Raw genomic sequence first — 14,216 nt, forward strand, 5'->3', positions numbered from 1 at the left:
GAGATACGCGCTATGGCAGACGGTATCATCAATGTATACAAAGAAAAAGGATATACCTCTCATGACGTTGTGGCGAAAATGAGAGGTATTTTAAAGCAGAAAAAGATTGGCCATACAGGGACGCTGGACCCTATGGCAGAGGGAGTACTTCCCGTATGCCTGGGAAAGGCCACCAGGCTTTGCGATATGTTGACGGATAAGACCAAAACCTATGAAGCGGTCCTGCTTTTGGGCAGGGAAACCGATACCCAGGATACTACGGGAAAGGTTTTGGCGGAATATCCGGTCCAAGTAAAGGAAGATCAGGTAAGGGAAGCCGTACTCAGCTTTCTGGGCCATTACGATCAGATCCCCCCCATGTACTCTGCCTTAAAGGTGGATGGAAAAAAGCTTTATGAGCTGGCAAGGGCAGGAAAAGAAGTAGAGCGGAAGGCCAGGCCTGTGGAAATCCTGGAGATCCACGTGGACAGGATCGAACTTCCCCGGGTTACCATGACAGTGACCTGCTCCAAGGGAACTTATATCCGCACACTTTGCTATGACATCGGACGAAAGCTTGGCTGCGGAGGGTGCATGGAATCCCTGCTCCGCACGAAAGTCTCCGGGTTTTGTTTAGAGGACAGCCTGACCCTTTCCCGGATCCAGGAGCTTCGGGATGAGGGGACTCTGGAAGATCACATTCTTGCCGTGGACAAGGTATTCTCAGAATACCCGGCCATTTGGATGAAGCCGGATTTTGACAAGCTGGTGCACAATGGAAATTCCTTTTGCAGAAACCAGGCAGAGGGAGATTCCCATCTTCCTGACGGACCTGTAAGGGTATATGACAGCAAGGACCGTTTTATCGGGGTTTACGGGCCGGACAGGGAGAAAAATCTTCTTAAGCCTCAGAAGGTATTTCTGGGAGGAACGCCTTAAGGCATACAGGAAACCCCTTCCAGGGATACCTGTATGCCCTGGGAAGACGGGCAAGAAAGAGGAAACCCCTTCCAGGGATCCCTGTATGCCCTGGGAAGACGGGCAAGAAAGAGGAAACCAAGTATGGAATATATAACTGGAACCAGGGAATTTCAGATCCAGGAGCCTGCGGTCGTGACCCTGGGGAAATTTGACGGACGCCACAGAGGCCACCAGAAGCTGTTAAAGCTGATGGGAGAGATAAAGAAAGAAAAGGGTCTTAAGACTGCTGTCCTGACCTTTGACATGTCCCCCAGCACCTTTGTAACGGGAGGCTCCCAAAAGGTCATCACCACCAATCTGGAGAGAAAGAATAATCTGGAAAAGATCGGAATCGATTATCTTGTAGAATATCCTTTTACAGAGGAAACCGCCCATATGGAGCCGGAGGAATTCGTAAAGCAGGTCCTGGCAGGCCAGATGAATGCCAGGATCATTGTCGTTGGCACGGACTGCTCCTTTGGGTACCGTGGAGCAGGAAATGCGGACAGCCTTTTACAGTGGAAAGACCGGTATGGATATGAACTGATCGTCATTCCTAAAGAGCGGGCCGATCACCGGGATATCAGCAGTACCTATATCAGAGAACAGCTGGATGCCGGAAATATGGAAAAGGCAAACCAGCTTTTGGGAGAGCCCTATGCCATACATGGGACCGTTGTCCATGGCAACCACATTGGAGGGGCTGTCCTTGGATTCCCAACTGCCAACATCATACCTCCGCCGGAGAAGCACCTTCCCGTATTCGGCGTGTATGTGTCCAGGGTATATGTGGATGGTACTTATTATGGAGGTATTACCAATATCGGAAGAAAGCCTACGGTAGAGGGAATTTCTCCAATTGGAGCAGAAACCTTTATTTATGGTATAAATGAGGATATTTATGGAAAGACTATAGAAGTACAGCTTTTGCATTTCATCCGTCCCGAACGGAAGTTTGAAGGGCTGGAGCAATTAAAGAAACAGATCGGAATGGACCGGGAATACGGGATGCGGTATTTGAAGGCCCTTTCAGATCAGCAGATCACTCATTTGTAAAGGGAAAGGCCAAAGGCTCCCTGGTTTACAATCAAAAACTTGCGAAGGAAAGTGCATATGACTGACAAAGCATGGAAGGTACTGGGCTTTGCTATTGCATGCGGAAGTGCCGTATGGATAGGAACAGCAGATGTACAGGCCGCTAAATCAGATTCTTCTCCTAAAACCGGTTCGCCAGTAGCGGGAATTTCGGTTTACATGGATCAATATCAGGAATCCATGGATCGGGAGGGAGCAGAAGGGTCGGCAGATCTTACGCAGGAAAAAGTGAGGTATGGAACCTTCAACTCAATCTTTCAGAATCTTGGGGTGAGTGTTGTGGAGGATTCCTTAAACATCAGGAAAGAACCAAAGAACGATGCGGAAATCGTAGGGAAATTAAAAAACCACGCCGGCAGCAGCGTGCTGTCAGAAGAAAATGGCTGGTATAAAATAAAGTCAGGGCAGGTAACCGGGTATGTGTACGGAAAATATCTGGCCACCGGACAAGAGGCCAGAGCAATTGCCTATTATGACATGAAGCTGATGCTCCGGGTAGATACTGAGACCCTTCGGATCCGCAGCAAACCGAATACGGATTCTGAAATACTGGGCAGGGTTCACGAGGGTGAAACATACCCTTTCATTTCCCACAGCAAAGGATGGGCAAAGATCCAATACAAGGGTCAGACAGCCTATGCCTATGCTCCGGAAAATGCCACGGTCGCATACACCATACCTGAAGCGGAGAAAAGCAGTGACCTCCGCAGCAGGGTTGTGAACTATGCGGTCGGATTTGTGGGGAACCCATACCGGTGGGGCGGCACCAATCCCAATACAGGGGCGGACTGCTCCGGTTTCATCCAGTATGTGATGGAACATGCCGCTGGAGTTCATTTAGACCGCACCTCCAGGCAGCAGGCCGAAGAGGGCGAGGTCATACCAGCTGCCAGCATGGAGCCGGGCGACTTGCTGTTCTATGCAAGCGGAAGGCAAATCGACCATGTGGCCATGTATATTGGCAAAGGACAGATCGTCCATGCGGCAAACCGACGGAGCGGGATCAAAATCTCCTCCTGGAATTACAGGAAGCCAGTCACCATACGACGGGTGATCCCGTGATAATGACAGGCAAAAACAAACAGAAAGGCTGCAGACTGACGCCCCATAAGGAAGGGGCCGCCTGTCTGCAGCCTTTCTGTTTATTTTTTCTTTTTTCCAAGATAAGCAGCTTTTACTGACTCGTCTGCCAGCAGCTTATCTCCTGAGCCTGACATGGTGATCCTGCCGGTTTCCAGCACATAGCCGATATCAGCCGTATGAAGGGCCATGTTGGCGTTCTGCTCAATGAGTAGAACGGTTACCCCTTTTTTGTTGATCTCCCGGATAATAGAGAAAATATCCTTTACGATCAGAGGAGCAAGCCCCAGGGAAGGTTCATCCATCATAAGGATCTTTGGCTGGCTCATAAGAGCTCTGGCAACTGCCAGCATCTGCTGCTCGCCTCCTGAAAGGGTACCGGCAAGCTGCCAGCTTCTTTCCTTCAGCCGGGGGAACAGATCATAGACCCAGTCTATATTCTCCTTAAGATCGTCATTTCTTAAATAAGCCCCGATCTTGATATTTTCAATAACAGTCATATCCGGAAATACACGGCGGCCTTCCGGCACCAGGGCAATTCCTTTTGATATGATATCAGGCGTATCCTTGCCGATCAATTCTTCCCCATCCAGGGTGATGCTGCTTCCTGCCGATGGCCTTACCAGCCCAACGATGGACTTTAGGGTGGTGCTTTTTCCGGCGCCATTGGCCCCAATCAGGGTCACAATGCTCTTATCCGGCACTTCAAAGGAAATTCCCTTAACGGCCTCAATTCCGCCGTAATTCACTCGCAAATTATCAATCTTCAGCATCGTCGCTCACCCCCAGATATGCTTCAATTACCCGTTCATTGTTCTGGATCTCATCCGGTGTTCCATGGGCGATCAGCTTGCCGAAATCCAGGACATAGATGCGGTCGGAAATCTGCATGACCAGATCCATGTGGTGCTCGATCATGAATACGGTAAGATGGTAGGAATCACGGATCTGTTTGATAAAATCCGTTAAATCCTGGGTTTCCTGGGGATTCATGCCCGCAGCCGGTTCGTCAAGGAGCAGAAACTTCGGCTCCGTTGCAAGGGCTCTGGCGATCTCCAAACGCCTTTGCAGGCCGTAGGGAAGGGAAGAGGCGATCTCATCCTTTAAGTGGAGTAAGTTCTGTTCCTCTAAAAGGGCAGTGGCTTCGGCACGCATCCGTTCCTCCTCCTTACGGTTTAAGCGGAGGGTAGCGGAGAATACATTCTGTTTTGCCCGCATGTGTTTGGCGATAAGGACGTTGTCAAATACGGACAGCTGTCCGAAAAGGCGGATGTTCTGGAAGGTACGGGCAATGCCCTTTTTCGTAATCACATCCGGCGTACTGCTGATCACTGTAATGGGCCTTGGCGTCACTTCTCCCAGGTACATTTTTTTCATCTTTCCCTTTGGGGTATTGGAAAGAATGGTTTCTCCCATAAAGTCCACCTGCCCGAAGGTAGGTTCATAAATACCGGTAACACAGTTAAATGCGGTTGTCTTTCCTGCACCGTTGGGACCGATTAAGGCCACGATCTCTCCCTGGTTTACGTCAAGGGTCAGACCGTTTACAGCCACAACGCCGCCGAACTGCATGGTGATGTCCTGCATGTGAAGCACATTGACGGCCGTTTTTTCTGCTTTTGACATTATGAGTTTTCTCCCTTCTGTGCTTTGCTTTTTTTCTTCCATTTAGCCGGAATACCCCGGATCAGCCTTCCAAGGCCTTCCCAGGAAAATTCATTGCTGCCCATGATCCCGCGGCGGTAGAAGAGCACCACTGCCATCAGCAGGATAGAAAAGATGACCATACGGAAACCTGTGCGGAATAAGGGAACTTCAAATCCGCCGATGACCAGAGGGTTATCAAAGAAACGGAGCCATTCCCTTCCTGCAGTGACCAGAAATGCGCCGATGACGCTTCCCGTAATGCTTCCGATTCCACCCAGGACTACGATCAGCAGAATATCATAGGTTAAGTTAATGGAAAAGGTCTTTGAATCAATGGAACGCATAAATATGGCCAGAAGTCCTCCGCCTACGCCGGTGAAAAAGGAGGAGATGACAAAGGACAGCTCCTTGTAGCGGAATAAGTTTAAGCCCATGGCCTGAGCGGCCACTTCATCTTCACGGAGAGCCTTAAATGCCCGCCCGTAAGAGGAATTGATGAGAAGGACCATTAAAAAGATACAAAGGGCGCAAAGTCCAAAGGCGGCAAAAAGGTTAGGAAACCCGGGGATATTTTTTAATCCATAGGAACCGTTTGTAATGGTATTTAACTGGGGAGCCGCAATGACGGCCCGGATGATCTCAGAAAAGCCCAGGGTAGCAATAGCCAGGTAATCGCTTTTTAACCGGAGGACCGGGATGCCGATGAGGGCAGCCATGGCTGCGGCAAGAACACCTGCAAGAATAAGGGCCAGCCAATAGGGACATTGGAGGTTTGCAATGGCAGGTGCAATACCGCCCACGTAGTAAACGCTGGCCCGGCTGTCAACCGGAATGGTAAGGATGGCCACAGTATAGGCTCCGATTGCCATAAAACCGGCCTGGCCTAAAGAGAACAATCCTGTGAAACCGGTAAGCAGGTTCATGGAAACGGCCACTACCGCATAGATGGCGCTTCGCTCCAGGATGGAGATCTGATAGCTGTACTGGGCGCTGTTAGCCTGTAAGAATGCCAGCAGGCCGATGATGACCAGGAGAGCGATCAGAGTATAAAGTTTGTTTTTGGAAACTGCATTTTTCTTCATAGTGGGCACCTCACACTTTATCGGTCGTCTTCTCACCGAACAGTCCCGTAGGCTTGATCAGGAGAATGATGATTAACAGAACAAAGGTAAATGCGTCGCTGAAGGTGGAATATCCCAAGGCAACCAGGGCGGTTTCCCCCAGGCCCAGAATAAATCCTCCGATCACGGCGCCTGGAATGCTGCCGATGCCGCCGAAAACTGCCGCAACAAAGCATTTTAAGCCAGGCAGGGAGCCGGAGAACGGGAATACGGTCATACGGTCTGTAAAATAGAGTACGGAGCCGATGGCGGCTAAAAGGGAACCGATGGCAAACGTAAAGGTGATAATACGGTTGATCTTGATTCCCATGAGAGAGGCTGTATCATAATCTTTTGCCACCGCCCGCATGGCCATACCGATCTTAGTCTTATTGATCAGGATGATGAGTCCGTAAACAATGACCAGAGTTAAGACCGGCGTTAGAAAGGTGACAAAGGATGCAGAAAGGCCGCCGATCTGGTAGATTTTCTTCAGAAACGGAATTTCCGGATACCCCTTTGGCAAAGCTGTAAATAAATAAGTAGCCAGGTTCTGTAAAAGGTAGGAGACACCGATCGCAGAAATCATGACCGACATTCTGGGAGCGGAGCGTAAGGGGCGGTAAGCCACCCGTTCAATGGTTACACCTAATAATACGGTGACCAGTAATACCACTGGAATAGAGATGTACCAGGGAAAACTTGCCATGGCAAATATCATAAAGTAACCGGCCATCATAAAGATATCGCCGTGGGCGAAGTTGATGAGCCGCAGGATCCCGTAAACCAGGGTATAGCCAATGGCAATTAACGCATAAGCGCCGCCCAGGGAGATACCGGTCAGGCACTGCTGTAAAAAGGTTGAAAGACTCATGTGGCGAAATGCCTCCTATCTGTTGAGTATGTATTGTGCAGCAAATCCAGGGCTTACTGCATGTGGAAATGGAACGAGTGGGGAAGGAAATACGTCCCCACTCATCTGGTAATGACTGCATTGTCACGGTAGATTTGATTATTTTACCGTTGTAGTTGTTAAGAATTTGAACTTGCCGTTTTCAATGGTCTTGATGAACGCCATGTCTTTCTTGGCATCTCCGTTTTCATCAAAGGATATGCTTCCTGTAACGCCGTCAAGGGATACGCCCTTTAATGCATCGCGGATAGCTGTGCCGTCTGTGGAGCCTGCTGTTTCAATGGCTTTTAATGCACAGAGGTAAGCATCGTAACCAAGTGCGGATACAGCCGGGATGATCTCATCCTGCTTGTTTTCCTTTAAATAAGCCTTAAAGCCGGAGATAAAGGAAGCTGCTTCCTCGTTAGCCGGTTCTGCTTCGTCAAAGAAGGTGGAAAGTACTACGCCCTCCGCAGAACTGCCTGCGTTTTCGATGACGGTGGAGTTCTCCCAGGTATCGCCGGCAGCGATGGTGGCTGTAATTCCAAGCTCACGGGCCTGCTTAATAATAAGAGGAGCCGTGGTAATGGAGGATGGTGCAAAAATGATGTCAGGGTTCTGAGCCTTGATATTTGTAAGGATGGCCTTAAAATCGGTCTGGTTGGTCTGGAACTGTTCTTCGCTTACAACGGAACCGCCTAAGCCTGTAAACGCTGTTTTGAAGAAGGAACCAAGGCCGGAGGAATAATCATCTCCTAACTGGGTGATGACGGCAGCTGTCTTTGCTCCGTTGTCGTTGGCGTAGTTTGCCATGACCGTACCCTGGAAGGGATCTAAGAAGCATACACGGAAATAGAAATCATTTCCCTGTGTTACCTGAGGGTTGGTACAGGAAGCACCGATGGCAGGGATTTTGGCATCTGCAAATATCTGTCCTGCGGCAATGGAAACGCCGGATCCGTAGCTTCCAAGCACAACGGAAACCTTTTCACTCATCAGCTTCTGTGCTGCATTGACGGCCTCTGTCTTGTCGGATTTGTTATCCACTTCCACTAATTCCACCTTATACTCTTCTCCGCCGATCTTAACCGTTGGATGAGTCTTGTTTGCGTAGCGCATTCCCAGGACTTCCTGAAAACCTCCGCCTCCGTTTTCTCCGGTGGTAGGTTCGAATACGCCGATCTTAACGACTTTTGCGCCGCCGGAACCGGAAGAAGAGGAACCCGAGCTGCAGCCGGCAACCAGGCTGGCGCTCATACATGCTGCAAGAGTGACTGCAAAAACTTTCTTCAATTTCATAATGATTATCCTCCTTTATGTGTATCTCATACAAATACAACTGTCTCTCGTGTGGATACACGTTGCATTATATTATATACAGAAGATTGAAAAAGTGCAAGAAAAAAATGAAAGAAATTAATAATTTTAAATAAAATAATGTTTTCACCGCAAAAAAATAAGTCCGGTCTCTTATAGAGAGACCGGACTTGCTATTTTATATCCGTGGCTGGCGGATTATTGGTTTTCAATGGCCGCACGGATGAATTCACGGAACAGGGGATGAGGCCTGTTTGGTCTTGACTTGAATTCCGGATGAGCCTGGGTGGCCAGGAACCAGGGATGGGCGGGAATTTCTATCATTTCCACGATCCGTCCGTCAGGAGAAATGCCGGAAAGCTTCATTCCTGCATTTGCCAGGGCTTCACGGAAGTCGTTGTTCACCTCATAGCGGTGTCTGTGGCGCTCGTGGATCAGTTCTTCCCCATATACCTGGTAAGCCTTGGAGGATTTGTCCAGAACACAGGGATAGGAGCCTAAGCGTAAGGTTCCTCCGATGTCCTCGATGCCGTTTTGATCCGGCATTAAATGGATGACCGGATGAGTGGTGTCTGCATCAAGCTCTGAGGTATGGGCATCGGCAAAGCCTGCCACGTGGCGGGCAAACTCCACGATAGCCATCTGCATGCCAAGACAGAGGCCAAGGAATGGGAGGTTGTTTTCCCTTGCATACCGGATGGATGAAATCTTTCCTTCAATACCGCGGCTGCCAAAACCGCCGGGAACCAGAATCCCGCTTACATCCTGGAAGAAGCTGGCGGCGTTTTCATCGGTTACAAGCTCTGAATCTACCCACTTAATATGAACTTTGGCTCTGTGGAAGACGCCGCCGTGCTTCAATGCTTCCACCACGGAAATATATGCATCGTGAAGCTGGATGTATTTGCCCACCAGAGCGACTGTCACTTCTTTTTCCGGATGCTTCCAGTTTTCGATCATGGAAGTCCACTCTTTCAGATCTGGCTTTGGACATGGGAGATTTAAGTTTTCACATGCCACTTCCGCTAAATGTTCCTCCTCCATGGCAAGGGGAAGTTCATACAATACTTCCACATCCAGGTTTTGAAGTACGTGGGTTTTGGGTACGTTACAGAATTGTGCGATTTTGCTTCGGATCCCGTCATCAAGGGGCAGTTCGGAACGGCATACGATGATGTCGGGCTGGATTCCCATTCCTTGTAAGTCTTTTACGCTGGACTGGGTGGGTTTGGTTTTCAGTTCTCCGGAGACCTTTAGATATGGAACCAGGGTCACGTGGATGAGAATGACATTCTCGTGGCCTGCTTCGTGTTGGAATTGTCTGATCGCTTCTAAGAATGGCTGGCTTTCGATGTCGCCTACCGTTCCGCCTACTTCTATGATGGCGATTTCTGTTTCAGAGGAATTGCTGTTGCTGCAGTGAAAGCGGCTTTTGATTTCGTCGGTAATGTGAGGAATGACCTGTACGGTGCCTCCTCCGAAATCCCCGCGCCGTTCACGGGTCAGTACGGTCCAGTAGACCTTACCGGTGGTGACATTGGAATTCTGGGTCAGGTTTTCATCGATAAATCGTTCATAGTGGCCAAGGTCAAGATCGGTTTCTGCGCCGTCCTCAGTAACAAAGACCTCTCCGTGCTGCACCGGGTTCATGGTGCCGGGATCAATGTTGATGTAAGGATCAAATTTCTGCATCGTGACCTTATAGCCTCTGGCCTTCAGCAGCCGTCCAAGGGATGCTGCGGTAATACCTTTGCCGAGCCCGGATACAACGCCCCCGGTGACAAATACGTATTTCACTGACATAACAGTGTAACCTCCTTTTGTAATGGTATGGGGATATTTTTAAAAAAGAGATTATACACCCATTTGATAAAAAAATCTAGTAGCATTGAAAAAAACTTTTGATTATTAAGTGTCGGCTTAGGAATAAGTTCCTTCATAAGTTTCGATTCCAAGGAAATCGGGATTGTGATTGACAGGAGAAAAAAGGATGTCTATACTAGGGGGGTGTATTTTATTTTTATAAGGTCGTGACAATTGCGTCAGGTGAGCCCAAAGCGGAACCTGGCGCTTTTTGTATTTGGCCGGAACTTATGTTTAAGGAGGAGAAGATTATGAAATTAAGGAAATTGGTTTGTCTGGCTTTGGCAAGTCTTATGGCTCTGTCTTTATCAGCCTGCGGAAATTCTGCAGCCCCGTCCACTGCCGCCGGAGAAAAGACGGAAGCACAGGCAACAGAAACTGAGAAAGAAGCTGACACTGGGGCAGAGACAAAGGAAGCTGTTTCCACGGGAGGGATCGCCAAGGAAGATATAAAGGTTGGCTTTATTTATATCGGTGATGAAAACGAAGGATATACGGCTGCTCATTATAAGGGTGCAATGGAAATGAAGGAAGCGCTGGGCCTGTCTGATGACCAGATCATCGTAAAATGGAATGTTCCGGAGGATGAAACCTGTAAGGATGCAGCCATGGATCTGGCTGACCAGGGCTGCAGCATAATTTTTGCCAACAGCTTTGGCCATGAGTCCTATATGCTGGAAGCTGCAAAGGAGTATCCAGATGTGCAGTTCTGCCATGCAACCGGATATCAGGCTGCTTTAAGCGGTTTAAGCAACATGCATAACTATTTTACCAATGTTTACGAATCCCGCTACGTATCCGGTGTTGTTGCAGGTCTTAAAATAAACCAGATGATCGAAGAGGGTAAGGTGAATAAGGATGCGGTTAAGATCGGCTACGTAGGCGCTTACCCCTATGCTGAAGTCATCAGCGGCTATACCTCCTTCTTTTTAGGAGTTCGTTCCATCTGTCCGGAAGCAACGATGGAAGTAAAATATACAAACAGCTGGGCAAGCTTTGATTTGGAAAAAGAGGCTGCTGATGCCCTGATTTCCGACGGCTGTGTTTTGATCAGCCAGCATGCGGATACCACCGGAGCTCCTACTGCCTGTGAAGCTGCCGGCGTTCCATGTGTGGGCTACAATATCTCCATGATAGCCACCGCACCGAAAACGGCACTTACTTCCGCTTCCATTGACTGGGGCCCATATGTGACCTATGCAGTACAGAGCGTCATTGACGGCAAATCCTTTGACACAGACTGGTGTCAGGGCTACAAGGAAGGAGCAAATTCCATAACAGAGCTTAATAAGGACGCAATCGCTCCCGGAACAGAGGAAAAGGTGAAGGAAGTGGAAGATGCCCTGAAGGCAGGCACTCTTCATGTGTTTGATACCTCTGCTTTTACTGTTGGAGGCGAAACGCTGGAAACCTATAAAAAGGACGGAAGCGATGTGGAATATATCGAGGATGGTTATTTCCATGAGTCTGAGCATGGTTCCGCGCCGGCATTTGATGTTTTGATTGATGGCATTACCACCATTGAAAATTAAATGTCACGGAGGAATGAGTCAGGCTTAAAAGCGGCGCCGGAGATTCCGGCCCCGCTTTTTGCGGTTAAATAAGAGAATGGAAAATACAGGAAGTGGGAAAGGGAGGTTAGTGTGGTGAAAGAGAATTATGCCATTGAACTGAAAAACATCACCAAACGTTTTGGGAAAGTAACTGCCAACGACAACGTCTGCCTGTCTGTAAAGCGGGGAGAGATTCTGTCCATTCTTGGTGAGAACGGAAGCGGGAAGACCACCCTTATGAATATGATCTCCGGCATTTATTATCCTGATGAGGGACAGATTGCCATTGATGGGAAAGAGGTCACCATCCGGTCTCCCAAGGATTCCTTTGACTTAGGGATCGGCATGATCCATCAGCATTTTAAGCTGGTGGAAGTACTTACTGCTGCGGAGAACATCATTTTGGGACTTCCGGGAAAGGAGCTTCTGGACCGTAAGGCTGTTGGGGAAAAAATAAACAGCCTTACCGGAAAATATGGCTTTGAGCTGGATCCGGATCAGAAGATCTATACCATGTCTGTTTCCCAGAAGCAGACCGTTGAGATCGTAAAGCTTTTATACCGTGGAGTGGACCTTCTGATCCTCGACGAACCCACTGCCGTTTTAACGCCCCAGGAAACAGACCGGCTGTTTGCGGTTCTGCGCAACATGAGAAAGGCAGGACATTCCATTATCATCATCACTCATAAGCTTCATGAAGTGCTGGCCTTGTCTGACCGGGTGTCCGTGCTGCGCAAGGGCCGGTACATAGGAACCATCCCCACGGAGGAAGCCACGGAAGAGTCTTTAACAGAGATGATGGTGGGAAAGAAGATAACCTTAAACATTGAGCGTCCTGATCCAATATCACCGGAAAAACGGCTGGATGTCAAGGGACTTACCTGCATCAGCAGGGAAGGAGTAAAGACTCTGGAGAATGCTTCCTTTACGGCTGCCGGCGGGGAGATCCTGGGTATCGCAGGTGTGGCAGGCAGCGGCCAGAGAGAGCTTTTAGAGGCCATTGCCGGGCTGATACCGGCAAAAGAAGGCTCCATTTCATATTATCCGGCGGCCGGGGGAGTAAAGGAACTGACTTCCATGACGGCAGCTGAAATAGCAAGGGCCGGAGTCCGTTTTTCTTTTGTGCCGGAAGACCGGCTGGGCATGGGACTCATAGGTTCCATGGACTTAACGGATAATATGATGTTAAGAAGCTATCAAGGAGGGCGCTCCTTCTTTACAGACAGGAAAGCTCCAAAGGCTTTGGCAGAGCGCCTCATTCAGGAGCTGGAGATCGCGACTCCTGGAACCGCTGTTCCTGTGAGGAGGCTGTCAGGCGGAAATGTTCAGAAGGTGCTGGTGGGGAGGGAGATTTCTTCTTCTCCTGCAGTGCTTCTGGTGGCTTATCCGGTGCGGGGCTTAGATATTCATTCCTCCTATACCATTTACAGCCTGCTTAACGAACAGAAAAAACAAGGAACAGCAGTCCTGTGCGTGGGTGAGGACTTAGATGTGCTCATGGAGCTGTGTGACCGGATTCTTGTCATGTGCGGCGGAAGGATAAGCGGCATTGTGGATGGCAGGACAGCTGCCAAGGAAGAAATCGGGAAACTGATGATGAATGCAGGAGGTGGCAAAAATGAGTAAGGGAAAAGAACCGGTTTTTCAAATGGCAAAAAGAGAGACCATGGAATCCTGGAAGGCATGGCTCATCAGACTGACTGCGGTTCTGCTGTCTTTGATCGTCTGCGGGGCAGTAATCATCACCCTTACAGGACTAAATCCCCTGGAGGTTTACAAAGGGATTTTTGAAGGGGCTGTCGGCACAAAGAGGCGGGCCTGGATGACCATCCGGGATACCCTGGTCCTTTTGTGCATTGCAATAGGCATCACCCCTGCATTTAAAATGAGGTTCTGGAATATCGGAGCGGAAGGACAGGTGCTCATAGGCGGAGTTACTTCTGCAGCCATGATGATCCATTTTGGAAATTCCCTTCCGGCCTTTGCCCTGTTTCCCCTGATGTTTTTTGGAAGCGCTCTGGCCGCCATGGCCTGGGCCGCCATTCCGGCCTTTTTTAAGGCTTTCTGGAATACCAATGAAACACTGTTTACCCTGATGATGAATTATGTGGCCATGCAGGTGGTCACCTATGGGATCATTTTCTGGGAAAACCCCAAAGGATCCAATTCCGTTGGAACCATTAATTCCGCCACAAAGGGAGGCTGGCTTCCCAAGCTGTTTGGTTTGGAATACGGCTGGAACCTGGTGATCGTTCTGGCCCTTGCGGCAGCTATGTTTCTTTATTTAAAATACAGCAAACACGGATACGAAATTTCTGTTGTGGGAGAGAGCACCAACACGGCCCGGTATGCAGGAATCAACGTAAAGAAAGTAATATTAAGGACCATGGCCCTGTCAGGGGCAGTATGCGGAATTGCAGGCTTTATCATAGTCAGCGGAGCCAGCCACACCATATCCACCAGCACAGCAGGAGGCAGAGGCTTTACGGCAATCATTGTTTCCTGGCTGAGCAAGTTCAACACCTTTTCCATGATCATGGTATCTTTTTTCCTTGTTTTCATGCAAAAAGGCGCAGGCCAGATCGCTTCTCAGTTCAATTTAAATGAAAATGCTTCCGATGTAATAACAGGAATTATTCTGTTCTTTATTCTGGGCTGTGAATTTTTTATTGACTACAAGGTGAAGATCCGGAGCAGAAAACAGTCCGCAGCAGCGTAGAGAGGAGAGGA

General features: G+C 49.1%; 12 protein-coding genes. 6 read left to right on the forward strand and 6 right to left on the reverse strand.

Translation table 11 applies throughout. The features are described from left to right. The first annotated feature begins 12 nt into the window (after window positions 1-12). The 3 genes from truB (at window position 13) to K401_RS0118110 (ending at window position 3,096) form a co-directional block, all read left to right on the forward strand. Window positions 13-918, forward strand: a complete 906-nt coding sequence (truB, locus tag K401_RS0118100; protein WP_024294278.1) for a tRNA pseudouridine(55) synthase TruB — start codon at window positions 13-15, stop codon at window positions 916-918. Window positions 919-1,041: 123 nt separating this feature from the next. Then, window positions 1,042-1,995, forward strand: coding sequence for a riboflavin biosynthesis protein RibF (ribF, locus tag K401_RS0118105; protein WP_024294279.1), 954 nt, complete (start codon window positions 1,042-1,044; stop codon window positions 1,993-1,995). 57 nt (window positions 1,996-2,052) lie between these two features. After that, complete coding sequence (locus K401_RS0118110) at window positions 2,053-3,096, forward strand: C40 family peptidase (RefSeq protein WP_024294280.1); 1,044 nt, start codon at window positions 2,053-2,055, stop codon at window positions 3,094-3,096. Window positions 3,097-3,176: 80 nt separating this feature from the next. Here K401_RS0118110 and K401_RS0118115 read toward each other — a convergent pair whose 3' ends face one another. From K401_RS0118115 to pyrG, 6 genes are all read right to left on the reverse strand, one after another. Next, entirely contained in the window at window positions 3,177-3,887 is a 711-nt protein-coding gene (locus tag K401_RS0118115) for an ABC transporter ATP-binding protein (RefSeq protein WP_024294281.1), read from the reverse strand. Then, window positions 3,874-4,740 (reverse strand): ABC transporter ATP-binding protein, encoded by an 867-nt coding sequence (locus K401_RS0118120; protein WP_024294282.1) that lies wholly within the window; start codon window positions 4,738-4,740, stop codon window positions 3,874-3,876. The genes K401_RS0118115 and K401_RS0118120 overlap by 14 nt, the downstream gene beginning before the upstream one ends. Continuing rightward, a complete protein-coding gene (locus K401_RS0118125) occupies window positions 4,740-5,843 on the reverse strand; it encodes a branched-chain amino acid ABC transporter permease (protein WP_024294283.1) in 1,104 nt (367 codons plus the stop codon). Before K401_RS0118125 ends, K401_RS0118120 begins: the two co-directional genes overlap by 1 nt. Before the next feature lie 10 nt (window positions 5,844-5,853). Beyond that, window positions 5,854-6,735 carry a branched-chain amino acid ABC transporter permease gene (locus tag K401_RS0118130; RefSeq protein ID WP_024294284.1) on the reverse strand — a complete coding sequence of 294 codons (882 nt, stop codon included), beginning with the start codon at window positions 6,733-6,735 and terminating at the stop codon, window positions 5,854-5,856. 138 nt (window positions 6,736-6,873) lie between these two features. Next, entirely contained in the window at window positions 6,874-8,052 is a 1,179-nt protein-coding gene (locus K401_RS0118135) for an ABC transporter substrate-binding protein (RefSeq protein WP_024294285.1), read from the reverse strand. Window positions 8,053-8,268: 216 nt separating this feature from the next. After that, window positions 8,269-9,873, reverse strand: a complete 1,605-nt coding sequence (pyrG, locus tag K401_RS0118140) for a CTP synthase (protein ID WP_024294286.1) — start codon at window positions 9,871-9,873, stop codon at window positions 8,269-8,271. Window positions 9,874-10,184: 311 nt separating this feature from the next. Here pyrG and K401_RS0118150 point away from each other — a divergent pair, with 311 nt between their 5' ends. From K401_RS0118150 to K401_RS0118160, 3 genes are all read left to right on the forward strand, one after another. After that, window positions 10,185-11,465, forward strand: coding sequence for a BMP family ABC transporter substrate-binding protein (locus K401_RS0118150; RefSeq protein WP_024294287.1), 1,281 nt, complete (start codon window positions 10,185-10,187; stop codon window positions 11,463-11,465). A 114-nt stretch (window positions 11,466-11,579) separates the two neighbouring features. Next, entirely contained in the window at window positions 11,580-13,112 is a 1,533-nt protein-coding gene (locus K401_RS0118155) for an ABC transporter ATP-binding protein (RefSeq protein WP_024294288.1), read from the forward strand. Next, window positions 13,105-14,205 (forward strand): ABC transporter permease, encoded by a 1,101-nt coding sequence (locus K401_RS0118160; protein ID WP_024294289.1) that lies wholly within the window; start codon window positions 13,105-13,107, stop codon window positions 14,203-14,205. The genes K401_RS0118155 and K401_RS0118160 overlap by 8 nt, the downstream gene beginning before the upstream one ends. The last annotated feature ends 11 nt before the right edge of the window (window positions 14,206-14,216 follow it).

Source organism: Lacrimispora indolis DSM 755 (genome assembly GCF_000526995.1).
GTDB classification, from domain to species: Bacteria; Bacillota; Clostridia; order Lachnospirales; family Lachnospiraceae; genus Lacrimispora; species Lacrimispora indolis.

Coding starts and splice junctions, on each gene's coding strand:
- K401_RS0118125 (WP_024294283.1), bottom strand. CDS start 5,843: ATGAAGAAAAATGCAGTTTCCAAAAACAAACTTTATACTCTGATCGCT.
- K401_RS0118115 (WP_024294281.1), bottom strand. CDS start 3,887: ATGCTGAAGATTGATAATTTGCGAGTGAATTACGGCGGAATTGAGGCC.
- truB (WP_024294278.1), top strand. CDS start 13: ATGGCAGACGGTATCATCAATGTATACAAAGAAAAAGGATATACCTCT.
- K401_RS0118160 (WP_024294289.1), top strand. CDS start 13,105: ATGAGTAAGGGAAAAGAACCGGTTTTTCAAATGGCAAAAAGAGAGACC.
- pyrG (WP_024294286.1), bottom strand. CDS start 9,873: ATGTCAGTGAAATACGTATTTGTCACCGGGGGCGTTGTATCCGGGCTC.
- ribF (WP_024294279.1), top strand. CDS start 1,042: ATGGAATATATAACTGGAACCAGGGAATTTCAGATCCAGGAGCCTGCG.
- K401_RS0118120 (WP_024294282.1), bottom strand. CDS start 4,740: ATGTCAAAAGCAGAAAAAACGGCCGTCAATGTGCTTCACATGCAGGAC.
- K401_RS0118110 (WP_024294280.1), top strand. CDS start 2,053: ATGACTGACAAAGCATGGAAGGTACTGGGCTTTGCTATTGCATGCGGA.
- K401_RS0118135 (WP_024294285.1), bottom strand. CDS start 8,052: ATGAAATTGAAGAAAGTTTTTGCAGTCACTCTTGCAGCATGTATGAGC.
- K401_RS0118130 (WP_024294284.1), bottom strand. CDS start 6,735: ATGAGTCTTTCAACCTTTTTACAGCAGTGCCTGACCGGTATCTCCCTG.
- K401_RS0118150 (WP_024294287.1), top strand. CDS start 10,185: ATGAAATTAAGGAAATTGGTTTGTCTGGCTTTGGCAAGTCTTATGGCT.